Annotated in this window: 26 protein-coding genes; 2 read left to right on the forward strand and 24 right to left on the reverse strand. The window is 28.8% G+C overall.

The window, feature by feature from the left end; genetic code table 11:
* Nucleotides 1–350: 350 nt before the first annotated feature.
* The 22 genes from ABCM86_RS10360 to yabG form a co-directional block, all read right to left on the reverse strand.
* On the reverse strand, nucleotides 351–536 hold the full coding sequence (locus ABCM86_RS10360) for a hypothetical protein (protein ID WP_295572085.1): 186 nt from the start codon (nucleotides 534–536) through the stop codon (nucleotides 351–353).
* A gap of 359 nt (nucleotides 537–895) precedes the next feature.
* Nucleotides 896–1708, reverse strand: coding sequence for a metal ABC transporter permease (locus ABCM86_RS10365; RefSeq protein WP_343003977.1), 813 nt, complete (start codon nucleotides 1706–1708; stop codon nucleotides 896–898).
* A complete protein-coding gene (locus tag ABCM86_RS10370; RefSeq protein ID WP_195930542.1) occupies nucleotides 1704–2411 on the reverse strand; it encodes a metal ABC transporter ATP-binding protein in 708 nt (235 codons plus the stop codon). The genes ABCM86_RS10365 and ABCM86_RS10370 overlap by 5 nt, the downstream gene beginning before the upstream one ends.
* A 27-nt stretch (nucleotides 2412–2438) precedes the next feature.
* The gene (locus ABCM86_RS10375; RefSeq protein WP_343003962.1) at nucleotides 2439–3485 is read right to left on the reverse strand and encodes a metal ABC transporter substrate-binding protein; all 1047 of its coding nucleotides are present in this window, start codon (nucleotides 3483–3485) and stop codon (nucleotides 2439–2441) included.
* Nucleotides 3478–3915: a transcriptional repressor gene (locus tag ABCM86_RS10380; protein ID WP_195930546.1), complete on the reverse strand. Its 438-nt coding sequence runs from the start codon at nucleotides 3913–3915 to the stop codon at nucleotides 3478–3480. The genes ABCM86_RS10375 and ABCM86_RS10380 overlap by 8 nt, the downstream gene beginning before the upstream one ends.
* A gap of 262 nt (nucleotides 3916–4177) precedes the next feature.
* Entirely contained in the window at nucleotides 4178–5701 is a 1524-nt protein-coding gene (gene lysS, locus ABCM86_RS10385) for a lysine--tRNA ligase (RefSeq protein WP_195930548.1), read from the reverse strand.
* Between the two features lie 14 nt (nucleotides 5702–5715).
* On the reverse strand, nucleotides 5716–6192 hold the full coding sequence (gene greA, locus ABCM86_RS10390) for a transcription elongation factor GreA (RefSeq protein WP_195930551.1): 477 nt from the start codon (nucleotides 6190–6192) through the stop codon (nucleotides 5716–5718).
* Between the two features lie 107 nt (nucleotides 6193–6299).
* Nucleotides 6300–7268: a tRNA dihydrouridine synthase DusB gene (dusB, locus tag ABCM86_RS10395; protein ID WP_195930564.1), complete on the reverse strand. Its 969-nt coding sequence runs from the start codon at nucleotides 7266–7268 to the stop codon at nucleotides 6300–6302.
* A gap of 255 nt (nucleotides 7269–7523) precedes the next feature.
* A complete protein-coding gene (locus tag ABCM86_RS10400; RefSeq protein WP_195930567.1) occupies nucleotides 7524–8294 on the reverse strand; it encodes a type III pantothenate kinase in 771 nt (256 codons plus the stop codon).
* Nucleotides 8295–8311: 17 nt separating this feature from the next.
* The gene (locus ABCM86_RS10405; protein WP_195930570.1) at nucleotides 8312–8917 is read right to left on the reverse strand and encodes an ECF transporter S component; all 606 of its coding nucleotides are present in this window, start codon (nucleotides 8915–8917) and stop codon (nucleotides 8312–8314) included.
* 235 nt (nucleotides 8918–9152) lie between these two features.
* Entirely contained in the window at nucleotides 9153–10130 is a 978-nt protein-coding gene (locus tag ABCM86_RS10410) for a P1 family peptidase (RefSeq protein ID WP_343003963.1), read from the reverse strand.
* Nucleotides 10123–11100, reverse strand: coding sequence for a biotin--[acetyl-CoA-carboxylase] ligase (locus ABCM86_RS10415; protein ID WP_343003964.1), 978 nt, complete (start codon nucleotides 11098–11100; stop codon nucleotides 10123–10125). Before ABCM86_RS10415 ends, ABCM86_RS10410 begins: the two co-directional genes overlap by 8 nt.
* 172 nt (nucleotides 11101–11272) lie before the next feature.
* Nucleotides 11273–13255, reverse strand: coding sequence for an ATP-dependent zinc metalloprotease FtsH (gene ftsH / locus ABCM86_RS10420; RefSeq protein ID WP_279325555.1), 1983 nt, complete (start codon nucleotides 13253–13255; stop codon nucleotides 11273–11275).
* Between the two features lie 31 nt (nucleotides 13256–13286).
* A complete protein-coding gene (gene tilS / locus ABCM86_RS10425) occupies nucleotides 13287–14675 on the reverse strand; it encodes a tRNA lysidine(34) synthetase TilS (RefSeq protein ID WP_195930609.1) in 1389 nt (462 codons plus the stop codon).
* Nucleotides 14676–14981: 306 nt separating this feature from the next.
* A complete protein-coding gene (locus tag ABCM86_RS10430; RefSeq protein ID WP_295779045.1) occupies nucleotides 14982–15389 on the reverse strand; it encodes a DUF1934 domain-containing protein in 408 nt (135 codons plus the stop codon).
* A gap of 200 nt (nucleotides 15390–15589) precedes the next feature.
* On the reverse strand, nucleotides 15590–16225 hold the full coding sequence (locus tag ABCM86_RS10435) for a cell wall hydrolase (protein WP_243269580.1): 636 nt from the start codon (nucleotides 16223–16225) through the stop codon (nucleotides 15590–15592).
* Between the two features lie 56 nt (nucleotides 16226–16281).
* Nucleotides 16282–16992, reverse strand: coding sequence for a stage II sporulation protein R (spoIIR, locus tag ABCM86_RS10440; RefSeq protein WP_195930614.1), 711 nt, complete (start codon nucleotides 16990–16992; stop codon nucleotides 16282–16284).
* Between the two features lie 329 nt (nucleotides 16993–17321).
* Nucleotides 17322–17990, reverse strand: coding sequence for a GntR family transcriptional regulator (locus tag ABCM86_RS10445; RefSeq protein WP_195929957.1), 669 nt, complete (start codon nucleotides 17988–17990; stop codon nucleotides 17322–17324).
* Nucleotides 17983–18864, reverse strand: coding sequence for a 4-(cytidine 5'-diphospho)-2-C-methyl-D-erythritol kinase (ispE, locus tag ABCM86_RS10450; RefSeq protein ID WP_295676904.1), 882 nt, complete (start codon nucleotides 18862–18864; stop codon nucleotides 17983–17985). Before ispE ends, ABCM86_RS10445 begins: the two co-directional genes overlap by 8 nt.
* 130 nt (nucleotides 18865–18994) lie before the next feature.
* Nucleotides 18995–20545, reverse strand: coding sequence for an SPOCS domain-containing protein (locus tag ABCM86_RS10455; RefSeq protein ID WP_295676903.1), 1551 nt, complete (start codon nucleotides 20543–20545; stop codon nucleotides 18995–18997).
* Nucleotides 20546–20626: 81 nt separating this feature from the next.
* Complete coding sequence (locus tag ABCM86_RS10460; RefSeq protein WP_195929960.1) at nucleotides 20627–20896, reverse strand: Veg family protein; 270 nt, start codon at nucleotides 20894–20896, stop codon at nucleotides 20627–20629.
* 193 nt (nucleotides 20897–21089) lie between these two features.
* The gene (gene yabG / locus ABCM86_RS10465; protein ID WP_195929961.1) at nucleotides 21090–21950 is read right to left on the reverse strand and encodes a sporulation peptidase YabG; all 861 of its coding nucleotides are present in this window, start codon (nucleotides 21948–21950) and stop codon (nucleotides 21090–21092) included.
* A gap of 152 nt (nucleotides 21951–22102) precedes the next feature.
* Between yabG and ABCM86_RS10470 the strand changes: the two genes are divergently transcribed.
* Nucleotides 22103–22720: a DUF1638 domain-containing protein gene (locus tag ABCM86_RS10470; RefSeq protein WP_195929962.1), complete on the forward strand. Its 618-nt coding sequence runs from the start codon at nucleotides 22103–22105 to the stop codon at nucleotides 22718–22720.
* 100 nt (nucleotides 22721–22820) lie between these two features.
* Here the strand turns inward: ABCM86_RS10470 and ABCM86_RS10475 are convergent, their stop codons facing one another.
* Entirely contained in the window at nucleotides 22821–23168 is a 348-nt protein-coding gene (locus tag ABCM86_RS10475; RefSeq protein ID WP_295733905.1) for a helix-turn-helix domain-containing protein, read from the reverse strand.
* 104 nt (nucleotides 23169–23272) lie between these two features.
* On the opposite strand from ABCM86_RS10475, the gene ABCM86_RS10480 reads away from it, so the two are divergent.
* Nucleotides 23273–23812 carry a flavin reductase family protein gene (locus ABCM86_RS10480; protein ID WP_295676899.1) on the forward strand — a complete coding sequence of 180 codons (540 nt, stop codon included), beginning with the start codon at nucleotides 23273–23275 and terminating at the stop codon, nucleotides 23810–23812.
* 140 nt (nucleotides 23813–23952) lie between these two features.
* On the opposite strand, the gene ABCM86_RS10485 is transcribed toward ABCM86_RS10480, so the two are convergent.
* Nucleotides 23953–25725, reverse strand: a complete 1773-nt coding sequence (locus ABCM86_RS10485; protein WP_343003966.1) for a 1-deoxy-D-xylulose-5-phosphate synthase — start codon at nucleotides 25723–25725, stop codon at nucleotides 23953–23955.
* Nucleotides 25726–25806 lie beyond the last annotated feature (81 nt).

The following is a 25806-nucleotide window of genomic DNA, read 5'->3' on the forward strand; positions in this document are numbered from 1 at the left end:
CTTGGTTTGTTGTTGGTTTTAATTCGTGTGAATTAAAGTTTATTAATTAACCTACTGTTTAATTTTCAAAGTTCATTATTTCATTTACTTAACTCACTTAACTTATTTTGTTTCGTTCGTTTCAGCTTCTTTAGTTTAACAAATCTTTATTTATTTGTCAACCACTTTTTTAAGAAGTTTTTTAACTTATTTTTAAAAACCAATTCAATAAATAAGTTACTTAGATGTTGTTTTAAATTTATTAAAATCAACTTCTACTTCTTACCGAGATTTCGTCGAATCTCTTGCGCCTCTCTTAAGGACAAGTAATACTATACCACTATAAAACATATCCGTCAACACTTTTTTTATTATTTTGCAATTTTATTTAATAATTCTTCTGCAACTGTTGGAATAACTGGCTTTTGAGAATGAACTTTTTTAGTTCTAACCATACTTTTGTAAAGTCTTATTGTATCTTTACACATATATAAGAATACTTGAATTGATAGAAAACACACACTTATAAGGCATAACCAATTTAAAATTTGTAACATTATAAAATCCCCCTATATAATTTTTATTAATTTGTTAATTAAACTCTTGATAGCTCTATTATAATTCTAAAAAAATATTCCTATTTCCTTTACAAAAATTTCTTCTAATTATCACATATTAATATATATTGATATATTTTATTCCATTTTCTAAGTATATTTTTTTAGGTTTATATTGTTATTTTATATTTAGATGTTATTTTTAATAATAATTTAGCCTAAATTTCTTTAATAAAAAAATTCACTTCGTTCATATCGCCAACGACTTCGTCCGTTGCTTTAGTTAATAAGTTGGAAATTATACATTATCCACAAACCAGATAATATATAATTTCCGTAGAATTAAAAAAGAGAATTGATTAATTTCTCAATTCTCCTATTAAATACGATAATATAAGCGCTACAGTATTAACAAGAACGATACTTGCTCCTGTAGGTATTGAATATAAATACGATAATACTATTCCTAAAAAGAAACATACTACTGATACTATTGCAGAACATATTATTACACTTTTAAATGTTTTAAAGTTTCTCATTGATATTAATGCTGGGAATATTATTAAGCTTGATATAAGCATTGTACCCATTATTCTCATACCAACAACTATTGTTATAGCTGTTAAAACAGCAATTATCATATTATAAGCATCGGCTTTTGTTCCTGTAGCTTTTGCAAATGACTCATCAAAAGTAACTGCAAATATTTTATTGTAGAAAAATACAAATAATATAATAACTACTACAGATAAAGCAATACTCATATATACATCTGATTCAGACATTGCTAATATACTACCGAACATATAGCTATATACATCTGTATTCATTCCTTTTGTTAATGCCGTTACAACAACCCCTATAGCAATAGATACTGTAGATATTAAGGCAATTGCTGAGTCACCTTTTATCTTGCTATTTTCACTTAATCTAAGTAGTATAATAGCAGCTACTGTAACTATTGGTGTTGATATATATAGTGGCGCTACATTCATAGCAACAGCTATTGTAAGAGCAGCGAATGCCACGTGTGATAACCCATCACCTATCATTGAGTACCTTTTTAAAACTAAACTAACTCCTAATAAGGCAGAACATAAAGCAACTAAGCCACCTACTATCATTGCTCTAACTATAAATGTATATGACATCATATCACTTAATACACTAATCAATTTGGGCACCTCCTATAAATCTTCTTCCTACTTCACTGTTAGCATAATCTTCTGTATTTCCGAAGAATTTGATGTTCTTTTTTAAATGAAGTATTTTACTTGCATTATTAACAGCAAAATTTATATCATGAGATACCATTATAATCGTAATCCCTTTTTTATTTATTTCTTTTATTAAACTATACATCTCACGTGTTACAGTTGGGTCTAAGCCTGTTATAGGCTCATCAAGTATTATTATCTTTTTAGTTGCACAAAGTGCTCTTGCTAACAATACTCTTTGTTGTTGCCCCCCTGATAATTCTCTAAATGATTTTCTTTTTATATTTTCTATGCCAAGAGATTTAATCATCTCATTAGCTAATTTTTTATCTTTCATAGAGTAAAATGGACTAAATCCTTTTGAATTCAAGCATCCTGATAATACAACTTCATATACTGATGCTGGAAAATCTTTTTGAGCTTGAGTTTGTTGTGGTAAATATCCTATTTCATTTTTATTTAAGCCTTCTCCAAATACAATTTGACCTAATTTAGAGTTTTCTAAACCTAATATAGTTTTTACTAAGGTACTTTTTCCCGAACCATTCTCTCCAACTATACATAAGTAATCACCTTGTTCTATAGAAAAAGAAATATCTTCTAATACTACTTGATTTTCATATTTTACACTAACATCTTTACATTCTATTTGACTCATTTAAAATATTCCTTTCCAATTCATATTTTACTGTAGTGCTGCTTTAAGTGTTTTTATGTTTTCTTTCATAATAGACACATAAGTTGCACCATTTTCAAAGTCTTGTTGACTAAGATTATGAGCAGAATTTAAACACATAGTTTTTACTCCTGTTTCATTTGCTAAAGTATTAGCTACTTTTTGGCTGCTAAGTTCAACATATAATACTACTGGTATATTTTCTTGTCTAATGAAATTAACTAAATAAGAAACAGTTTCTGCTGATGGTTCCATCTCATCACTACATCCAGGGAATGCAGCTTTATAATCAAGACCATACTCTTCTACAAAGTATTTGAATGGGAATCTATCCCCAAATACTAAAGTTTTTCTTTTCGCATTTTTTACTATATCTCTAATTTGTGAATCTATATCTTCTATTTCAGATATATATTGTTTAGCATTTGCATCAAATTTATCTGCATCTTTTTCATCTAATTGATTTAAAACTGTGTTTATTTCTTTAACGATTTTTATAGCATTTATAGGTGATGTCCAAACATGTTCATCGTACTCTATGTCTGTTGTGCTGTGTTCATGTCCTTCATGACCTTCTGCATCTTCGTGGTCGTGGTCTTCTCCATCTTCATGGCTATGATCGTGATCATGCGAATGAGTTGCTACACCTTCAAGACCTACTGTTTCATCTTCTTCAATTAAATTTACACAATCCTCTAATTTTAAAGTTTTTGTTTTACTCATATCGATAGAATCTAAAATTCCATCTACCCATTTATCATTTTCTCCACCATTGTAAATAAATAAATCTGAGTTTTGGATTTTTCTTATATCATCTGGCGTTGGTTCGTATGAGTGTGTTTCTACACCAGGTTTAATAAGCATTTGTATATCCGCGTTATCTCCAGCAACTGCCCTAGCAAAATCATATTGTGGGAATGAAGTAACGACTATTTGTAGTTTTCCATCATGTTTCTCAACTACTTGTTTATTCTTTATTCCATTTGCAAAAATCATCATAACTCCAGATAACATTACGATAATTAATACAATAATTCCTATTTTCTTCTTATTCATCTCTATCTCCTATTTTATTTAAGCATTTTTTACATGTTCCATAGAATACAGTTTTTGAACTATCTATTTCAAATCCATGATGAGCACATAAATGTTCTTTTACTGTATTTAAAAAGTTGCAATCTAAATGATATAGTTCCCCACATACTTTGCATTTAAAATGAAAATGATTGTAGCATTTTTCTTCTTTATCTATGTATTGATAACAAGCACATATGCCTTTTTCTATTGTATACTTACGGATTATGCCCTTTTGTTCTAATTCGTCGATATATCTGTATGCAGTAGTTTTTCCAACTGGAGAACCAAATTCTTTTGTATAATCTATTATCTCGTCTACTGTTACATGTCTATCTTTATTATCTACCAAATAATCTAATATTAATTCCCTTTGTTTAGTTTTATATTTTCCTCTATTATTATTGTTCAATTGTATACTCCTCACTTTCATAAAAAACATAATCAAAATATATTTATATATATTTTGATTAAATCGATTCTCATTATCATTTATTCACCAAAAATAATATCAGTTTACTTAAATAGAAACTGATTCCCTATTTCATTTTCAGTTATTTATTATATACCTAGGATATAGATATGTCAAACTTTTCTATATAGTTTTATACATAAAAATAAAAGGATGTCCAAAGTAGGACACCCCTCTATATTATATTAAGATTTAATAAATCTTATTGTTCTTCGTCTTCAGTATTTTTATGAGTTATTGGTTTCATAGTTGGGAATAGTATTACGTCTCTTATTGATGCAGAGTTAGTAAGTAACATCATAACTCTATCTATACCTATTCCTAATCCACCTGTTGGAGGTAGACCAACTTCTAAAGCATTTATGAAATCTTCGTCCATATCACATGCTTCGTCGTCACCTAATTCTTTCTTTCTTAATTGGTCCATAAATCTTTCTTTTTGATCGATTGGGTCATTAAGTTCAGAGAATGCATTAGCTAATTCCCATTTATTTGCGAAAGCTTCGAATCTATCAGTTTTTCTTGGGTCTTCAGCATTTCTCTTAGCAAGTGGAGAAACTTCAACTGGATGATGAGTTATGAATGTTGGTTGGATTAATTTATCTTCACCGAATTCTTCGAAGAATGCATTTATAACTTCTCCTCTTCTCATTCCAGGAGTTATTTCTATTCCTTTTTCTCTAGCTACTGCTAAAGCTTCTTCATCAGTGTTTATAGTATCAAAGTCTACACCAGCGTATTCTTTAACACATTCTATCATAGTCATTCTTTTCCATGGTGGTTTGAAGTCTATTTCAGTTCCTTGGAAGTTAACAACTGTGCTTCCTGTAGCAACTTCTGCCATATGAGCTATAACATTTTCAGTTAATTCCATCATATCGTTGAAGTCAGCATATGCTTGGTACATTTCTATAGCAGTGTATTCTGGGTTGTGGTTAACATCCATACCTTCGTTTCTGAACATTCTTCCCATTTCGTATACTTTATCGAATCCACCTACTATTAATCTTTTTAAGTATAATTCGTTAGCTATTCTTAAGTACATTGGTATATCTAATGTATTGTGATGAGTTATGAATGGTCTAGCATTTGCTCCACCAGCTATTGTATTTAATATTGGTGTTTCAACTTCTAAGAATCCTCTATCATCTAAGTAACTTCTTAATGCTTTTAAAGCTTTAGTTCTTGTTAAGAATGCTTGTTTTACTTCTGGATTAACTATTAAGTCAACATATCTTTGTCTGTATCTTAAATCTACGTCTTTTAATCCATGGTATTTTTCTGGTAATACTTGTAATGATTTAGATAATAATACTACGCTAGTTGCTTTTACTGATATTTCTTCTTTTTTAGTTTTGAATACAGTACCTTCAACACCTATGATATCACCTATATCATATGTTTTGAACACAGGGTATTCTTCTTCACCTATAGCATCTTTTCTAACGTAACATTGTATTCTACCTTCAGAATCTTGTATATCTATAAATCCAGCTTTACCTTGGATTCTTTTGCTCATTATACGACCTGCTATTTTAACAGTTTCGCCTTCTTTAGCTTCAAAGTTGTCTTTGATTTGCATAGAATAATCAGTTACATCATATTTTGTTTGCTCGAATGGGTTTCTTCCCATATCTATAAGATTTTGTAATTTTTCTCTTCTAACTTTTAACACTTCACTAAGTTCTTCATGTGTTTCTACATTTTGATGTTGGTTTTTACTCATTTGTTCCTCCCCTTCTATCTTCTTATATCTAATACTTTGAATTTATTTGCTCCATCTGGAACTTGTACTTCTACAACTTCACCAACTCTAGCACCTAATAGAGCTTTTCCTACTGGTGATTCATTAGATATTTTTCCTTCGAATGGATCAGCTTCTGCAGAACCTACTATTGAATATTCAATTTCTTCATCGAAATCAAAGTCATATAACTTAACTATAGAACCTACCATTACTATATCAAGGTCTATTTGACTTTCATCTATGATAACTGCTTTTCTTAATTTTTCATCAAGTTTTAATATTTGTTCTTCTAATTTAGCTTGTTCATTTTTAGCTTCATCGTACTCAGCATTTTCTGATAAATCCCCAAATGATATAGCTACTTTTAATCTTTCTGCAACTTCTTTTCTTTTTACTGTTTTTAAGTATTCTAACTCTTCTTCAAGTTTATTGTAACCATCTTGAGTAAGTAACTCTTGTTTTTCTACCATAACTTAACAACTCCTTTTACACTCTATATTTTATAAATTATAACTTTCTTTATATTATTCATTATAATTTTACGTTCTAACTAATTTATGCGCTTTATTATAAGTCACTATTCTGATTGTGTCAAGGACAACTCATTCAGCTTCATTACTACAGATTCACAATCAGTTAATTTATTGATTTCATCTCTAAATCTAGCTGAATTTTTTAATCCTTTTATATACCAACCAATATGTTTTCTCATTTCACGAACTGCTACATATTCTCCATGTTCAGCAACTGCAAGTTTCATATGCTCTATAGCTGTATTTATTTTTTCTTCTGCAGTTGGGTTAGGTAGTATTTCACCAGTTTGCATATAGTGGTTTATTCTTTTGAATATCCATGGGTTTCCTTGCGCACCCCTACCTATCATTATAGCATCGCAGTTTGTTTTTTCTAACATATTTATTGCATCATCTATTTCAAATACATCTCCATTACCTATTACAGGTATTGATATAGATTCTTTTATCTCTTTTATTATATCCCAGTCTGCTTTTCCAGAATAATATTGTTCTCTAGTTCTACCGTGTATTGCTACAGCACTAATTCCAGCTTGTTCAGCTATTTTAGCTATTTCAACAGCATTTACACTATTATCATCCCATCCTTTTCTTATCTTAAGTGTTACTGGCTTTGTAGAATTTTCTACTACAGCTCTCATAACTTCTTCTGCTAATTTAGGATTTTTCATTAAAGCTGATCCATCACCATTTTTTATTACTTTAGGAGCTGGACAACCCATATTTATATCTAAAATTTCATTTGGATGAGAGTTCAATATTTCAGCAGCTCTTCCCATATATTCAGGTTCAGAACCAAAAATTTGGATTGCAATTGGGTGTTCCTCATCTTCTATTTTAGTCATTTTTTTAGTATTTTCATCATTATAGCAAAGGGCTTTTGCATTTATCATTTCTGTATAAAGCATCCCACAACCTTTTTGTTTACATATTAATCTAAAAGGAAGGTCAGTTACACCTGCCATAGGAGATAAAAAAACTCTGTTGTCAAGACTTACATTTCCTATGTTCATTATTGTTCTCCTTTTTATTTAAAAAGTTTTTGTGGACTATATCAATTCATTATTGACCACTTCTAATATATTATTACAAAAAATTAAAATATACTATATGATTTTTGATAAATTTTATTTTTTTACATTTACTTAACCATTTATTTTTCAAAAATACGTATATTTTATGCCTAAAAAAGACTGTCTCTATTATTTTCGAGACAGTCTTTGCTTTTCTATTTATTAATCAAAAAATATGTTTTATTAATCGATTATTTATTCTTTATTTTTTTCGTAGATAAGTTTTAAACCTTCTAGTGTTAAGTCTTTGTCGATATAATCTATGCTATCAGTTTCTGAATCTATAAGTGTTGAAAGTCCACCTGTTGCAATAACTTTTACATCATCATTACCTAACTCTTCTTTAATCATGTTAATTAATCTTTCAACCATTCCTGCATAACCATATATTATACCAGCTTGCATTGCTGATACTGTATTTTTACAAATTGTCATACCTGGTTTTACTAATTCAACTCTAGGTAATTTAGATGCTTCATGGAATAATGCTTCACTTGATATCTTAATTCCTGGACAAATTGAACCGCCTAAGTATTCTCCTTTATCTGATATTGCACAGAATGTAGTTGCTGTTCCAAAATCAACTATTATTGATGGGTATCCGTATTTTTCGATAGCTGCTACTGCATTTACTATTCTATCAGCCCCAACTTGTTTTGGATTATCATATTTTATGTTTAAGCCAGTTTTTATTCCTGGTCCTACTATTAATGGCTCAACTCCACAGTATTTTATACAGAAGTTTTCAAGAGAATGCATAACATCTGGAACCACTGATGATATAATTATATTCTTAACATCTCTCATATTGATTCTATGGTATTCAAATAAGTTATTTATTAATATACCATATTCATCTGAACTTTTTTGATGATCAGTGTTTATTCTCCAACTGTTAGTTAATGTATCTCCTTCATAGATGCCTAAAACCATATTGGTATTTCCAACGTCAAATACTAATAGCATTTATATAAACCCTCTTTCTATTTTTTGCTTTTTCTAATCATAGCCACTGCAACTGCTGATACTAATACACCTGCTACTATTGCTTCTGGTATACCATTAGCTGTACATATTGCAAGAATATATTTACCTGCATTTCCTGCTTGACCTATTGCTTTCATATATCTATCCGCATATAATACGTAAATTAATCCCATAACTCCTATTGTATTTGTTAGAGATCCAACTACTCCTGCAATGAATCCTGATAAATAAACTCTTTTAGTTAATTTGTGTATTCCTGCATATACATAGTATGCCACTACACCAATTAATATTCTTGGTAATACTGATATAATTGGATTCATAAAACAGAATGATGTAATTGTAGGTTCTGTAAATGCTTTAAATAGACTTGTTAATCCGAATATTAAACCTACTGCTGCTCCAACAACTGGACCTTCTATTACTGCTCCTATTATAACTGGTACATGCATAATAGTTGCTTTAACTGGTCCTAGTGGTATATAACCAACAAAAGGAATCATAGATAATACAATTGATATTGCTGACAGTACTGAGATTACTGCCATTCTTCTAACGTTTAATCGTTTTTGAGTTGATGCTTGTGCTCCTGCGTTCATCATAATATAACCTCCGTTCCAGCTCCATTGGATGCCGGACTTTTAATATTATTTTGTTACATATTTTACCCTATAGTCAGACTTCTTTTTTAAGAATGCCCGCTGTAACAAAATAAATTTTAGCAGTCGACACTTGCGTTGTCAATATTCTCACATTTTTTTGTTAGTTTTTTCTTATAATCAAAAACATGCCTTTTTAGTATATTTTTGGATTATTTTAATCAATTTTATTAAATATCTATTTTACTAATAATTGTTGTTTTAATTCATTATATGATGGTATTTGTTTTACTCCTTTAGCATTTTTAACAGCATTTATTATACTTTTTTCCATAACTTCAACTGCTAAAGAACCTAATAATGTTAAATCTGCTCCTGTTTCTATTTCACCTGTTGCCATCGTAAATATTGTGTCTCCATCATGAGGAGTATGTATAGGGAATATAGCTCTCGCGTATCCATCATGGGCCATTTGTGATATTTTTTTACATTGTGCTTTATCTAATTTAGCATTAGTAGCAATAATTCCTATTGTAGTATTATCTATACTAAATCCGCCTTTTGTTACCCCTTGTTTCATAAGTTCGTAACTATTTAGACAGCTAGTTTTATCATTATTTAATGCTCCTGCTATTACCTTTCCATCTTCATACACATCTCCTAATGCATTTACTGCAACTAAAGCTGATACTACTATTCCATTGTCTAATTTTGTAGAATGACTTCCTATACCACTTTTTGTTACAAATTCTGGTCCTCTTATTTTTCCGACACTTGCTCCACATCCAGCACCATAGTTTCCTTGTTCTAAAACTGTTTCACTAGCATTTAAACAAGCTTCGTATCCCATTTGTTTGTCTGGTCTTATTTTATGATTTCCTATTGCTAAGTCGAATAATACCGCACCAACAACTATTGGCACTTTACAAGGCCCTGCTTCAAATCCTATGTTTTTTTCTTCTAAGTATTGGCTAACTCCACATGTACTTTCTAAACCAAATGCTGACCCACCAGATAAAACAACAGCGTGTACTTTTTGAATTGTATTTACTGGATCAAGTAAATCTGTTTCTCTTGTTCCAGGGGCAGCTCCTCTAACATCTACACCGCATGCTGCGCCTTCTTCGCATATAACTACTGTGCATCCTGTAAGAGCTTCTTCATTTTGTGCTTGTCCTACTTTTAATCCTTTAACATCTAGTATGTTATTATACATATCCTTTTACTCCTCTTATAGAAACCTCTCCTGATAGTATTTCTTTTATTTCACCATTATTTTCTTTTATAATTAAATTTCCATTTTCATTTATATCTATACATTCAACTAACTCTTTTTTGTTATTCTTTATAAGATATACATGATTCCCTATTATTGCCGAATATTTTTTACATATTTCTAAAGTGCTATCTTTGTTTCCATCTAGTATATAAGCTTTATATAATTTTTCAAACTCTATACAAAATTGTCTAACGATATCAACTCTAGATAACTTATATCCTTCTTTATAAAGAGAAGTAGCTTTCTCTTTTATTTCTTCTGGGAATTCAAGTGTTTTTACATTTATACCAATTCCCATAACAATATAATTTACTCTTTCCATTTCGGCTGATAATTCAGTTAATATACCGCAAATTTTCTTATGATTTAATATGATATCATTTGGCCATTTTATCGATACATTAACACCTAAATTATCTAATGCTTTAATAATACTTGCACCTGCTACTAAAGTTAAAAACGGCGTCTTATATGGCTCAATTTTAGGCTTTATAATTAAGCTCATCCAAATTCCATCTCCTGATTTTGACTTCCAACTTCTGCCCAATCTTCCTTTACCTTTAGTTTGTTGTTCACTTATTATTAAGGTTCCCCCATTAACTTTATTTCCAATTTCTTTAGCATAATCATTTGTAGAACCTACAGTATCCAAATGTATTATATTTTTGCCTATAAATTCAGTGCTAAGATTATGCGATATATTTTCTAGTGATAATATATCATGTGGTCTTTCTGCTAATCTGTATCCCTTTTTATTTACAGATTCTATATTATATCCTTCTTCTCTAAGTGCATTTATATGTTTCCATATTGCTGTTCTAGAAATTCCTAATGCCTTAGATAATTGTTCTCCAGATATAAAGCTATCTCCGCTATCTAAAATAGCTCTTATTATCTTTTCTCTCATAAATACACCCCTTTAAAACTATGTATTAATTTCTTATTATCAATTTATATCTTATTTTACATTATATTGTTAACTGTTTATATATAAAATACAATTTTTAGGAAAATTTATCAAAAAAAAATAAAGGCTGTTACACAATTAATGTAACAGCCTTTTTATCTAATATTCAAGATTATTTTTCATTATCTAAATCTTTTTTATTTAATTCTACAACAGTGTCTTCTATTTTGTTTTCTACTTGAGTAGTTTCTGTTTTTTTAGTTATATCAACTTTAACTTCTTCTGTAGTTGAATTGTCAGTATCAGATTTTTCAACTAAATCTCCTTTATCTAAAGGAAGTTCTTGATTAAATGCTTTTATAAATTGTTCTGCATCTAAAGTTTCATATGCTAATAAGCCTTTAGCTACATAATCAAGCTCCGCAGAATAGTCAGTTAATATTTTTCTACATTTTGCATATGCAACTTCAACTATATCTCTTACTTCTTTATCTATTTCATAAGCTATTTCTTCAGAGTAATTTTTCTTAGTTGAAATTGAATTTCCTAGGAATACTTCTTCATCACTATCGCCATATACCATTGGTCCAAGTTTTTCACTCATACCGTATTTAGTAACCATAGCTCTTGCTATTGAAGTAACTCTCTCTAAGTCATTAGATGCACCTGTAGATATATCGTCCATTATTAATTCTTCAGCGACTCTACCACCTAATGCCATTATGATAGTTTCTTTCATTTCATTCTTAGTTCCATACATTTGATCTTCTTGTGGAAGAGGTTCTGTAAATCCTCCAGCTCTACCTCTTGGTATTATTGTTACTTGGTGAACTGGGCTTACATGTTCTAATACATGCATACATATAGCATGACCAGCTTCGTGGTAAGCTGTGAGTTTTCTATCTTTTGCACTTATAACTCTTGATTTCTTAGCAACCCCTACCATAACTTTTGTTATAGCTTCTTCTATAGTTTCCATATGAATTTGTTTTTCTTTCTTTCTAGCTGTAAGTATTGCAGCTTCATTCATTATGTTTTCTATATCTGCAGGAGTAAATCCTGGAGTTCTCTTAGCTAATACATCTACTTTTACGTCTTTTGCAAGAGGTTTATTTTTTGAGTGAACTTTAAATATAGCTTCTCTACCTTTTACATCAGGCGCTCCTACTACTATCTCTCTGTCAAATCTACCTGGTCTAAGTAGCGCAGGGTCTAGTATATCTGGTCTATTTGTTGCTGCCATTATAATTATACCTTGGTTAACACCGAAACCATCCATTTCAACTAGAAGTTGGTTTAATGTTTGTTCTCTTTCATCGTGTCCACCGCCAAGGCCAGCTCCTCTTTTTCTACCAACAGCATCGATTTCATCTATGAATATTATCGCTGGAGCATTTTTCTTAGCTTGTTCAAATAAATCTCTTACTCTTGAAGCACCAACCCCAACAAACATCTCAACAAAATCAGAACCACTTATAGTGAAGAATGGAACTCCTGCTTCACCAGCAACTGCTCTTGATAAATAAGTTTTACCTGTACCAGGAGGTCCTACCATAAGTATCCCTTTAGGTATTCTTGCTCCTAATTCAATATATCTCTTTGGATTTTTAAGGAAGTCAACAACTTCGCTTAAATCTTCTTTTTCTTCTTGAAGACCTGCTACATCTTTAAATGTAACTCTAGTCTTTTCATCATCTTTATGAACTCTAGCTTTTGATTTTCCAAAGTTCATAACTTTTCCGCCTCCACCTTGAGACTGATTCATAAATAAGAACCACATTATTACCATAAAGAATATTAATAATAATGTTGGTAGCATTTGTATATACCAAGGTTCAGTTGGTTTTGGTTTACCACTAAATACTAATTTTCCTTCTTTAGATTGCTCTAATACCTCATTTGCAAACTCATCACTCATGACTTCTCTTGGCATATAAGATGTAAATTTTTCTTTTGAATCTTTTATTGTACCTTCTACTGAAGTTGAATCTACAAAACGTATTTCTGATATATTTTCTTCTGTTAAATATTTATATACTTGAGAAAAGTTTAATTCTTTTACTGTTTCTGTCGGTGTACCTGCAAATTCTACTATTGTCACGATTATAATTAAAAGTAACAAATAAAAACCTGCGCCTTTTAAGAATTTGTTCAACAGAAGCCCTCCCTTCATATGTTGTTTTATTTTAAAGCGTTTTAAAGCATACTTTCAGTACTTCTCTTGTGCTTTCGTCAACTTTAAACTTCTCACTTACTCTGTAAGTTCCTACACTTAGTACATCTTCTTCATCTACTAATATAGGTATTCTACATCTTTCTTCTTTTGGAATTTTCATATCGATAAATAAAGTTTTTAGTTTTTTATTTCCTACAGAAATATTTATCTTATCCCCTGCTTTTCTAGTTCTTACATTTAAGTCCCCCTTTATTTTGTCTGCATCAAACCATTTATTATCTTTGTTTTCTCCTTTAGTGATGTTGTATTTTTCAATACTCATTGTTTCTGTTTCTACAAGTGTTCCCAATTCTTTTATTTTTACAAATCCATTCTTAGGGACTTTGTAACAGAATTCAATTTCTTCACTAATTATTTCTTTTATAGTAATTATTATACTATTTTTCTTTCTATATACAAACAAACCTCTTGGAAGATTTAATTTTTTCCCTACTTTTTTTTCTGGTTCCAGTTCAATAATCTCCAAGATATGTTTTTGGTCTATAAAATTAGTATCTCCTAAAACATATTTAATCGCATATCTAAGAACTCTATATTTTATTGAATTATGTAAGTCTACAAATAAATCTACTGGTATTTCTATGCTTTCATCTGATATAGAACATATTTCTTCAAATTTCATAAGTGCATTTGATTCAATATAGTCACTATCTTCTTTTATGCTACTAGTCATTCTTACTATAGACTTTATTACATTTGAATTAAAGTTTTCTTGCATATATGGGATTAGTTTTAATCTAATTTTATTTCTTGTATAGATTGGATCTAGATTGGTTTGGTCTATTCTTGGATTTAGATTATATTGTTCACAGTAATCTTCAATTTCGCTTCTTTCTATGTCTAATATTGGTCTTATTATAACGTTATCTCTTATATACTCAATTCCTCTTAATCCTTGAAGACCAGTCCCTCTCATAATTCTCATAAGTATTGTTTCCGCTTGGTCATTTTCATTATGAGCTATTGCTATTTTATTAGCATGAGTTCTAGTCATGATTTCATAAAACATCTCATATCTTAATTTTCTGGCACCATCTTCAATAGATAATTTATTTTCTTTGCAGTATTTTGGAACATCAATTGATTTAACAAAATACTTTATACCCATCTCTTCACACAATTGTGTTACATATAATGCGTCTTTTTGTGCCTCAAGACCTCTAATTTGATGGTTTAAATGAGCAGCATAAATTTCTATATCTAATGTTTCTTTTAATCGATTTAATATATGTAGAAGACAAACTGAGTCTGGGCCGCCAGAAATCCCTAATACAATTTTATCTCCTTTTTCAATAAGATTATGTCTATTTATTGTATCGAGTACCTTTTCAAATATCATATTCTATCCCTTTTAAATAATTCTTAATTTATTTTCATGTTTAATTTAATAAATATATTAAAAACTATTTTTAAATCCTTTCAAGCAAAATTTAAACTTACAATTGTTTATATATTTTCTATAAAAAAATATTAAGTCCTTGTATGTTTTTGCAGATTAAATAAAATTAACTATAATACATATAATAACAAATAAATTAAACAAAAGGTAGTATTTTAAACTACCTTTATAAAATATTCTTTTATATGATTTATGAAAATAAATCTATCTTTAATATTATATCTATTTTTCTATTTATTAGACTTATTATTTTTTCTTTATATCTATGTTAATTATATTTCTTCCCGTAAACATGTCCATTATTTTTATATCGTAATCAATAAGTATAGATATATTTTCTCCTTCAAATATATCTAATTCCTTTGTATGGTTTTCTATAATAAAAGCACCTTGTGGAGTAAGATAATTTGATACATCAACATGACCTGCTTTAAATCTTAGTGTTGAATTTAATGCACCAAATCTCTTTATAGTTACCATATTTTCTTCTATTTTTATAGATGTTGTTATCTCTTCTCCATCTTCAACTTGTTTATAAATTATATATTTATGGTCTTTCTTTTGATATAAAGTTCCATCTGAATTAGTTTTTATAATATTTTTTTCACCTAATTCATTAAACTGTGTTGTCTGTATATTTATATTAATATCCATAATTACCTCCTAAGCTATACACTTTCAAATCTGTCAAAGTAATATAAACCTTATACATTTATTAAATATGTATTTTATTATTGAAATTATATCAAAAAAATTATATCAGTTATAATCTGTATTATCAATTAAAATATGCCCCTCCTACAAAGACATATATTAAATATATATCTATGTAAAACGGGCATCTTTATTCATAATTATCTTGCAAATACATGATTTCCTATTCTCAAGTGTGGATTTAGTGTATTTATCCAGTTGCATGTTGATATATCTGGATTCCAAAAATAAATTGCATCATTTGTTGGATCATTACCATATAGAGCATCTTTGGCTGCTTTATATGATTCTTCTGTTGGTTGAGCATTTATATACCCATCCCTAACAACAGAAAATGCATTCTTTTGATATATTACACCTTCTATAGAATCAGGAAATCTTGAATCTTTTACTCTGTTTAAAACTACCGCTGCTACAGCAACTTGTCCTTCATAGCTTTCTCCTCTTGCTTCAGCTGCTACTAATTTTGATAATAAATTTAATTGTTCATCACTTAAACTCATAACTGCTTGTGTTTCTTCATCAGCAACATCCTCATTCTCTATAGATTTAGTATCCGATGTTGCAGTATCCTGGACACACAAATTAATGTAACCCTCTTTATTGTTTTTTAAGTTCCATAAATTTGATTCTTTAGATTTTTTATTGTGTGTTTCTTGAAGTAAATTAGTAATACTCATTAAATTTATATCATTACTCTCATATGCAGATATCGTGCTTGTAACTAAAAAAATTGCTATACACAATGATAGTATTATTTTATAATACCTTCCCATAAATAACTCTCCTTTATAAAAATAAAATTTAATATCTATATAAATAAATTAATTATTTATATCTGACAATCATCTTGTTTTAAATCCAATATTTTTTGAAAAACTTCTACTATTTTAAATTTTATTTGTAAATCATTTACCTTTTTATTATCTTTTTCAACTATCAATTCATACTCATCTTTTGTTAAAACTGATTTTAATTTTTCATCAGTTTCTTTATCTATTACGTTGTTTTGTTCATCTACAAAACAAAGTGGAGGAAACATAACACACCACCAATTTCTACCTTGGCCCTTGCCTATTACTATTTTTAATGCTTTATATTCACCGGCAGGAAGTACTACGCTTGAATATTGTTTTGTTGGAAACTTGCTATATCCTAAGTTTATACTTACATCATAATCATACCCATTTTCTTTTATTGTTTCTTTGCATATATCCATTAACTTGTCTTCTTCATTAAGTATTATTTTTTCACTCTCTTGTATTGACTTTGAGTCTTTTAGCTTTGGTTGTAAATAACTTATAACTTCGTCTCTTACTTTTAATTTAAGATTTTGGTCTTCATCAGAGTCGCTATTTGCTAATACGTGAAATCTTATTAAATTATCTTTATAATCATCTGAAAATCTATCTATTTTAGATATTTGTGCATATGCGTAAGTTGCCATTATTCCTAAGATTCCAACAAGTAATATAGTACATAATGTTATTCTAAATTTTATATTTTTATTTATGTTTAATTTATTTTTTATATTATTTTTCATAATCTCATCCCCACTTTTTATATATAAATCATCATATTTTAAAAAACTTATATTTCACTCCGATATAATGAGATTATTTCCAAGTTATTTTATTTTATACATAAAAAAATCAACAAAAAAATTCCCTTTATTCATAGCTCTATCCAAAACCTTATAATATATAATTTCCTTAAAATTAAAAAATGGTCCTCTAGCTAAATATTTATAAAAGAAGAATTATTGATAATTAAAATAATTTTTCTTTTATAAATATTTTTTCTAGAAGACCATTCTTCCCTTTTTATAATTACTCGCTTAAATATCATTTTATATATAATTTTATAATTTACTTATTTAGTACAATGATCTAACATAAATTGTTCTGCTTTTTCTATATGTTCAATAGCAGCCTTTTTCCCATCTGCTACATTACCTTCTTTTATAGCATTTAAAATAATTCTATGTTCATCTATCAAACTTAATGATGCATTTGAATCTGATACATAAGTTATTCTAAATCTTTGTACTTGTTCCCATAAAGAATTTATCATTTTTTCTAGTTTTTTGTTATTTGCAGCTTTAAATATACATTCATGGAATTCTATATCTTTTTTTAATAACATATCTATATCTTGTGTTATTACAGCTTGTTCAAATTCTTCTTCTATTTCTTCTAAATTCTTTATATCTTCTTCTGTTCTTCTTTCTGCGGCTAAAGATGCGCCTAATCCTTCTAGGCTGGCTCTAATTTCTAATACATCCATTAAATCTTTAACAGAGATATTAGCTACATATGCACCCTTTCTAGGTAACATAACAACTAGTCCTTCAAGTTCTAATTTTCTTATAGCTTCTCTAACTGGAGTTCTACTAACCCCTAATTGTTCTGCTAATTGAACTTCCATTAGTCTTTGTCCAGATTTTAATTTCCCTTCTAAAATAGCACTTCTCAAATTTTCAAAAACAACATCTCTTAATGGCTTATAATTATCTAAATTTAATTTAGTTAAACTATCCATTAACCTCAACCCCCTTTTCTTCACACGCTACGACAAATGTTTGTTTAAATTGATTTTCTAATATAGATTTGCACATATATGCATCTTCTTTATTTTCATATAAACCAAAAACTGTAGGACCACTTCCACTCATCATAGCTCCTAATGCCTTGTTTGTTATCATTATATCTTTAATTTGTTGAATTACTGGATGCATTTCTACAGTAACCCCCTCAAGAACATTAAACATATTTTCTGCTAATTGTCTAGTATCTTCGTTTTTTAAGCAATCAATTAGAAGCTGGTTATTTGGTCTTTTGTCGATGTGTTTTGAATCCAGAGATTCATAGACTTCTTTTGTTGATACAAATAGGTCTGGTTTACAGACCACAATACAGACATCTTTAGATAATCCTTTTATTGGAGTTAATTCTTCTCCAATCCCCGAAGCTAATACAGCTCCACCATTTATACAAAATGGAACATCTGCGCCTAGTTTTAATCCCAATTCCTCTAATGTTTGATCACTTAAATTTAAATTCCAAAGTTTGTTTAAACCTACAAGTATAGCTGCTGCATTTGAACTTCCACCTGCCATTCCTGCTGCTACAGGTATATTTTTTTGGATATAAATTTCTACCCCTTTAGTTAAGTTAAATGTTTTCTTGATTAAGTCAGCCGCTTTATATACAAGATTGTTGCAATCTAGTGGAATTTCTTCACTAGCACTCTTAATTGTAATTTGATTTTCTTCTTTTTCTTTAATTTCAATTAAATCGTATAAATCAATTGTTTGCATTATCATTTCGACTAAATGATATCCATCTTGTCTCTTCCCTAATACGTCTATAGATAAATTTACTTTTGCTCTACTTTTTAATTTTATTGAATTCATTTTAGCCTCCTTGATAATTGTTTTTGTATATCGTATAATGCATTACTAACTATAATTATACTACAAAAATAAAATAATAGGGGATACTATCCCCTATTATTTATCTTTTTGACAAATATTATTAAGTTTTTTATTCAGTTTGTGCGACTTTTTTTTCGAGAATCAAACATTTACCTGGTTGCAAATCATCCTCTAAATTAATTTCGTTCGTCTGCGCAATTTCTTCTTCTGTTGTATTGTATTTTTTAGCTATATCCCATAAATTATCATCTTCTTTGCAAATATATACAATTATACTTGGTGCAGTAGATAAATCATATTCACCTTTATCTTCTCCCTTGATGATAAAACTTTCAGCCTTTTTGTCGATAGCTTCTACAAATCTATTTATTCTTATATTTAAATCAATTTGATTTCTATTTAAATCTACTTCTATTCTTTCTATACAAATTGTATTAAATACTGAGCATGTATCTGATAATTTGTTTATTTCTAACTCATGTTCAAAAGGTATTTCTTCGTTTATTTTGTAAATCATTTTTAATCCTTCAATCGGAATGAAAAGTATGTCGATTTTTATTATACCTTGAATTACACAATTAGAACCTTCAATATAACTATTTTCTATTGATGCATTACAGCATACATTTACAATGTCTTTTATTTGAATATCCTCATTGTCATAATTTATACTTTCTCTAACTAAAAATGTATCATTTGATGTGAATAAAGTTTTATTTAGATGAATAAGTCTGTGTTCAAATTTAATTATTTTTTGAGGTGAATATGCATCTTGTAAAACCTCTCTAGTAACTTCTTCGCTTACTTTTACCTTTGAAAATACTGTGCATTCAACTTCTAAAAGTCCTGTATTATTATCTTCATTTCTCTTGAATTCATAATTAAAATCACCTATATTCATTAGTATTTCTTCATCCATACCATCAAATGCGCCAGGTACTTCTATAAACTGAGTAAAATCAATACCTACTCTTTCTAACTCAACAATATCTGAGTCATAAGTGCAAGCTAAAGGATTTATTTCTAAAACTCCTCCTATTATAACTTTATTATCTGTTATTCTACTTTCTTTTACTCTTACAACTGGATTTATATTTATAATATCTTCTATTTCTTCTATATTTACTGTTATTGTATCTCTAACTACGTTTTCTGATTTTTCAATTCCAACTATATCTTGGAATGATATTTCTTTTCTGTGTTTTTGTATTCCTTCTACTTGTGAAACATCTTTTACTATATCTAATCTTTGTTTTTCAAAAAGACTTCCTCTTACATTGATTAATGCGCCTACTTTGATCTTTCTTTCATTCATTATAGTACAATCAACGTGTTCTACTTCTGGGAACAACATATATTCCATGTCAGAAGTTATATTATCTCTTTCTATTACTTCATTAATTTCAATTTTTCCACTTATATTTGATACTGTACTCTTATCGTCTGCAATATAAATAACATTGTAGTTAAAACTACCTCTACAAGTTATTTTACCTTCTAATATTTCAACTTTTCTAAGGACTATGTATCCCATAGTATCCACAATATCGTACACATCTAACTTCTTGTCTGGAACAACATTTTCTGACTCTATAAATGTTTGGAATTTCCCAAAATCCATCCTATTGTCTATTTTAATAATATCTTTTATCAACTCCACGACTATCCCTCCCATATAATCTAACTATTAAATTATATTTAAGGAGACAAAAAAAAATTACACCTATTTGATAGGTATAATTTAACTTGCGCTTAATTTATTCTCTTTATTTTTACAAATCTGTAATTTCACATTTGCTGTCAATAAATCTGAGTAACTATAAGATACTCTTTGATTTCCATCTGATGTTCCGTCTAATTTTACTACAAAAACACTTGGATATACATTTTCTAGTACTCCAACCTTTGTAACAATCTGCTTTCTCCCTTTGTTTGCTTTTAATACTATCGTCTTACCTAAATGTTGTTTTAGTGTAGTTCTGATTTTATCCAAAGTTTGAACAGTAGCCACGAGATCACCTTCTCCATTTTATTATATGTTTACATAATATCATAATTTTGGATTTTTGTCAAATGCATAAACTAATAATTTTATATATTTCTTATGCTCTTGTCAATAGTATTTTATAAGAATACAGTATTATTTTTAAAATTTATGCATAAATAGCCGTTACTACAGTTCAAACTTATTAGATTAAATCCTCTTACAACAAAGGTTTTGGCATTGCCCATCTAAATTTACCTCTAGTTTCAAAACCTCCAATTCCTTTTACCCCAGTTATTGTTTGGTCTAATATTTCTTCTATTGGAACTACTACATCAATTCTCGAACATGCTATTTTTTCTACGATAAAAACAGGATCCAATGCATGTATCATTATTCTTCCCGGTGAACTTGCATAATTTGCTCCACCTTTCATCAATGCTTCATAATTTGATTGGCAAGCTCCAGCAAATATAACTAATGTATCTAAATCTGGCTGCCATTTTCTAGCTTCTTTTACCGCTTTTAAAAAATTATTTGAATTTCTATAGTTATTTATATTTTTTAAATCTCCATTTTTAACATGTAGTGCATCATGTCCAGTTATAACTAAGATATCTGGTTTATGTTTTTCTAATAGATTTTTGACTTCTTTATATTGATTTGCTTCTGGTATAGCAACTCCAACTGCTGGAATCCCCAATTGGGAATATACGTCTAAACATATCTTTAAATACTCTTTATCTCCATCTATTTGAAGAACCTTCCCTGGTACTCCATAAACATTTGCAGTTGGCTGTTGAGCAGATTTAGGTAGTCCACGCGTACCTCTTCTTTCTCTTTCTTTAGCCTTTTTCAATGTTCTATATAAAATATTTTCTACATTCTTATCCATTAATATATTTCTTATATCTGGAGGTTTCAATAATTCTAGGTCACTTAGTTCTGCGTCCGCTATTATTCTAAATGCAACCCCCTTCAATATAGCTATTTTTTTACCATTTTGATCAATAATATCAGTAATTTTAAAAACTATATCTTTGTTGTAAGATTTTCTAGCAACAATATCTCCAACTTTCATAATAATCCCCCTATTACTTCAACTTAGTTTATATTATGTTTTTTAGCTATATTTGTTCCATAAGTTATATTTTTTAACATTGTTTAACTAAATGTGATATTTATTATATAATTTAGTTATAATTTAATTGATTTTTATAAGGGGGAATATTAATGAGAATAGGAATTTTAGCATGTTCAGTTTTTGAGCCAGAACTAGAAAAAGTTTTACAAGATATAAAAATTAAACAGCTTTTTAAAGATAATATAGAAGTAACTTATCTTCATTTTGGTCTGCATACAAATTTAGATAAATTAGAAAAAGATGTTACAGCATCTCTTGATAAATTAACACTAGAATACGACCAAGTAATCATACTTTACGGATCTAAATGTCACTATAGATTCTTTGAGTTCTTAAAAAAATACAATAATATAATTACAATCAAGCCAGCAAACTGTTTAGAGGCAATTATAGGGGACAAGGTGGTTGAGTCTTATGTTGAAGGAAAAGATATATATTTGACTTCAGGCTGGGTAGAAAAATTTGATGAATTAAATGAATTTAGTAATTCAGTTGATAATTACGATAGATTAAATCAATTTGGTATGTATGAAAATGCAATAATAGGAGATACAGGCGTTATTAAAATAACTGATGAGATGATATTTGATTTATATGAAAAAATTCAAGTTCCTGTTGAGGTTGAACCTGTTGATATCAATATATTTGAAAATCTCATAATAGATGCAATTAAAAAAGCTATAAATGCTCCACAAAAAGCTAAATAAATTTATGAAAATTTAATATTGAAATTCATACTAGAATATTTGAAATAAATAAAAAGAATATTATTAATAAATTGGGTTTAATAATATTCTTTTTATTATATTAATCATCTATATGCTCCTTCCCCCAGTTACAAAGTGCCTTTAATACAGGCATAAGTGATTCACCTCTTTCAGACAATCTATACTCTACTTTTGGTGGAACTTGAGGATATTCAGTTCTTATTATTAAATCATCTGCTTCTAATTCTTTTAACTGTTTACTAAGCATTTTGTGAGTAACTTCTCCTAATGCTCTTTTTAGTTCTCCATAACGTAAAACTTCATTTTTCCAAAGCCAAAACAGTATATGCATTTTCCATTTTCCATCTATTAGAGACATGGCGTACATAAATGGTTTTGAATTGACTTCTTTACATTTTTCTGGTGTATTATTATTTTCTATACTCATTTATACTCTCCTTTTTGATAGTATCTGTCAAAAAAGTACGTACTTACTTTTTGTTTTATTTTAGTCTATCATAAACTTATAATTAATAACAAGGAGATGAAAAAATGAAAAAACAAATAGAAGTATTTGATTATGCTAATGATATTTTAAAAGCTGTAAAAACTGGTGTTTTACTTACAACTAAAGCAGATGATAAAGTAAATACTATGACTATTTCTTGGGGAACTCTTGGTATAGAATGGGGTAAAACTATATTCACTGTTTTTGTGAGAGAAAATAGATTTACAAAATCTCAATTAGATAAAAATCCTGAATTTACAATAAATATTCCTGTTGGCGAATTTAATAAAAAAATCTTAGGATTAGCTGGGACAAAGTCTGGACACGATATGGATAAAATAAAAGAAATAGGATTAACATTAGAAGAATCAGAAAAAATTTCTGTTCCAGGAATTAAGGAATTACCATTAACTCTTGAATGTAAAGTTTTATATCAACAAGAACAAGATAGAAATGCAATTCCATATGATATAGTTGAATCTTGCTATCCTGCTGATGTTGATAGCTCATTCCATGGTGCAAACAAAGACTACCACACTGCATACTACGGTGAAATCGTTAATGCTTATATAATACAAGACTAATTTATGCAAAATTAATATAAAAAGTCCACTCTTGTTTATCTGTTTTAAGTTAGCAAGAGTGGACTTTTTATATTTTATATTAAATTGAAAAATTATTTTAAGTTAATATAGTTATTATTTTATATAATTTTCTATACTGACTATTTCATCATACTTTCAATATATTTTACTATTTTTTCAGGTGTAATACCTAATTCGTCTAATAATTGGCTTGGATTATATCTATCATAGAATTTTTTTTCTAATCCATAATTTTTAACTTTTATATCAGAATCTCCATAGAAACTTGCAATAGATTCTCCAAATCCTCCACGTAGTATTCCATCTTCTAATGTTATAACTAAATCATGGTCTTGTTTTAAATCGTTTAGTAACTCTTTATCCACGCCTGATGCGAATCTTGGGTTTACTAATGTTGGTTTAAATCCTAGTTTTTCTTCTACCATTTTTGATACTTCTTCACCTATTTGATAGAAATCACCTAGTCCTAAAATAGCAACCTTAGAACCTTTTTCTTCTACTTTAAATTTATTTATAATGTTAGAATAATCTTTTTCTGCTACTCTACCATCATCTATAGCTCCATTACCAGGCATTAAAATCATTACTGGATGTTCTTGTTGTTCTATAGACCAATCTAACATTGCGAAGTATTCTGCTTTATTTGTTGGTGCTAATAAAACTAAGTTTGGTATATTAGAGAACTCTGCAATTGTGAATATACCTAAATGTGTAACATCTGTTAATCCTGCTACTGATGTATAATTTAAAACTATTGTCGCTGGATTACCATTTATACATAAATCTTGTGAGATTTGGTCATAACTTCTTTGAATGAATGTTGCATTTGTCCCAAGTACTGGTTTTCCTCCATTTTTTGCAATTCCTGAAACTAAGGCAACAGCATGTTCTTCCGCTATACCTACATCTACAAATTGTTCTCCTGCTTCTTTTCTTCTTTCAATATTAAATCCAATTGTCATTGGCATTGCTGGAGTTACTGCAACAACAGTATTGTCTTTTTTCATTTTATCTAATAAGAATTTCGCTGTTAAATCTCCATAATCTTCAGCATCACCAAAATCTATTGTTATATTTCCTGTCTCAATATCAAATGGTAATGACCAGTGCCATGCTTCTCTATTTTCTTCTGCAAGTTTGTATCCTTTACCTTTTATAGTGTTTATATGAACTACTATAGGATGATCTATATCTTTAATTTTTTGGAATAACTCAATCATTTTTTCGATATTATTTCCATCAGCTTCATATATATAATCTAATCCCATAGCTTTAAATAAATTATTTGATGCTTGACCATTTGTCTCTCTTAATTCATCTAGATTTTTATATAAACCACCGTGGTTTTCTGCTATAGATTGTTGGTTGTCATTTACGATTATTATAAAGTTAGAGTTTAGTTCTGAACCTGCGAAGTTTAATCCTTCTAATGCTTCTCCACCACTTAATGAACCGTCACCTATTACAGCAACTATATTATAATCTTCTTTCTTTAAATCTCTAGCTTTTGCTAATCCTGATGCTAAACTTATTGATGTTGAAGTATGTCCAACATTAAAGAAGTCATGTTCACTTTCATCTGGATTTGTATATCCTGAAACAGTTCTATAAGAATTTTCATCTATAAATCCTTCTTTTCTTCCTGTTAAAATCTTATGCGCATAACTTTGGTGAGAAACATCAAATACAAATTTATCTTTTGGTGAATCAAAAACATAATGCATTGCAATTATCGCTTCTACCATACCAAAGTTTGGACCAAAATGTCCTCCATTTTTACTTAGCTTTTGTAATAATACTTCTCTTATTTCTTCTGATAATTTTTCTAAATCATTAATTTCTATATTTCTTAAATCCTCTGGCTGATTTATCTTATTTAAAATGTCTAACATTGTTCCTCCTATTTTTACCTAATACCATTTTTTTAGTTAAAAATATACTTATGCTTACAATATTTATTGTCAGCATTTTAA

Origin of the sequence: Clostridium sp. 2218st1_F5_2218SCRN_220325, from assembly GCF_039062665.1 — a bacterium.
Lineage (GTDB): Bacteria > Bacillota > Clostridia > Peptostreptococcales > Peptostreptococcaceae > Intestinibacter.

What these genes read in the sequence shown, in the direction of transcription:
- ABCM86_RS10360 (WP_295572085.1), bottom strand. Translation starts at nt 536, where the DNA reads ATGTTACAAATTTTAAATTGGTTATGCCTTATAAGTGTGTGTTTTCTA.
- ABCM86_RS10370 (WP_195930542.1), bottom strand. Translation starts at nt 2,411, where the DNA reads ATGAGTCAAATAGAATGTAAAGATGTTAGTGTAAAATATGAAAATCAA.
- ABCM86_RS10375 (WP_343003962.1), bottom strand. Translation starts at nt 3,485, where the DNA reads ATGAATAAGAAGAAAATAGGAATTATTGTATTAATTATCGTAATGTTA.
- lysS (WP_195930548.1), bottom strand. Translation starts at nt 5,701, where the DNA reads ATGAGTAAAAACCAACATCAAAATGTAGAAACACATGAAGAACTTAGT.
- greA (WP_195930551.1), bottom strand. Translation starts at nt 6,192, where the DNA reads ATGGTAGAAAAACAAGAGTTACTTACTCAAGATGGTTACAATAAACTT.
- dusB (WP_195930564.1), bottom strand. Translation starts at nt 7,268, where the DNA reads ATGAACATAGGAAATGTAAGTCTTGACAACAGAGTTTTTTTATCTCCT.
- ABCM86_RS10400 (WP_195930567.1), bottom strand. Translation starts at nt 8,294, where the DNA reads ATGCTATTAGTATTTGACGTTGGAAATACCAATATGGTTTTAGGCATC.
- ABCM86_RS10405 (WP_195930570.1), bottom strand. Translation starts at nt 8,917, where the DNA reads ATGATGAACGCAGGAGCACAAGCATCAACTCAAAAACGATTAAACGTT.
- ABCM86_RS10410 (WP_343003963.1), bottom strand. Translation starts at nt 10,130, where the DNA reads ATGTATAATAACATACTAGATGTTAAAGGATTAAAAGTAGGACAAGCA.
- ABCM86_RS10415 (WP_343003964.1), bottom strand. Translation starts at nt 11,100, where the DNA reads ATGAGAGAAAAGATAATAAGAGCTATTTTAGATAGCGGAGATAGCTTT.
- tilS (WP_195930609.1), bottom strand. Translation starts at nt 14,675, where the DNA reads ATGATATTTGAAAAGGTACTCGATACAATAAATAGACATAATCTTATT.
- ABCM86_RS10430 (WP_295779045.1), bottom strand. Translation starts at nt 15,389, where the DNA reads ATGGATATTAATATAAATATACAGACAACACAGTTTAATGAATTAGGT.
- ABCM86_RS10435 (WP_243269580.1), bottom strand. Translation starts at nt 16,225, where the DNA reads ATGGGAAGGTATTATAAAATAATACTATCATTGTGTATAGCAATTTTT.
- spoIIR (WP_195930614.1), bottom strand. Translation starts at nt 16,992, where the DNA reads ATGAAAAATAATATAAAAAATAAATTAAACATAAATAAAAATATAAAA.
- ABCM86_RS10445 (WP_195929957.1), bottom strand. Translation starts at nt 17,990, where the DNA reads ATGGATAGTTTAACTAAATTAAATTTAGATAATTATAAGCCATTAAGA.
- ispE (WP_295676904.1), bottom strand. Translation starts at nt 18,864, where the DNA reads ATGAATTCAATAAAATTAAAAAGTAGAGCAAAAGTAAATTTATCTATA.
- yabG (WP_195929961.1), bottom strand. Translation starts at nt 21,950, where the DNA reads ATGAAAGTTGGAGATATTGTTGCTAGAAAATCTTACAACAAAGATATA.
- ABCM86_RS10470 (WP_195929962.1), top strand. Translation starts at nt 22,103, where the DNA reads ATGAGAATAGGAATTTTAGCATGTTCAGTTTTTGAGCCAGAACTAGAA.
- ABCM86_RS10475 (WP_295733905.1), bottom strand. Translation starts at nt 23,168, where the DNA reads ATGAGTATAGAAAATAATAATACACCAGAAAAATGTAAAGAAGTCAAT.
- ABCM86_RS10480 (WP_295676899.1), top strand. Translation starts at nt 23,273, where the DNA reads ATGAAAAAACAAATAGAAGTATTTGATTATGCTAATGATATTTTAAAA.
- ABCM86_RS10485 (WP_343003966.1), bottom strand. Translation starts at nt 25,725, where the DNA reads ATGTTAGACATTTTAAATAAGATAAATCAGCCAGAGGATTTAAGAAAT.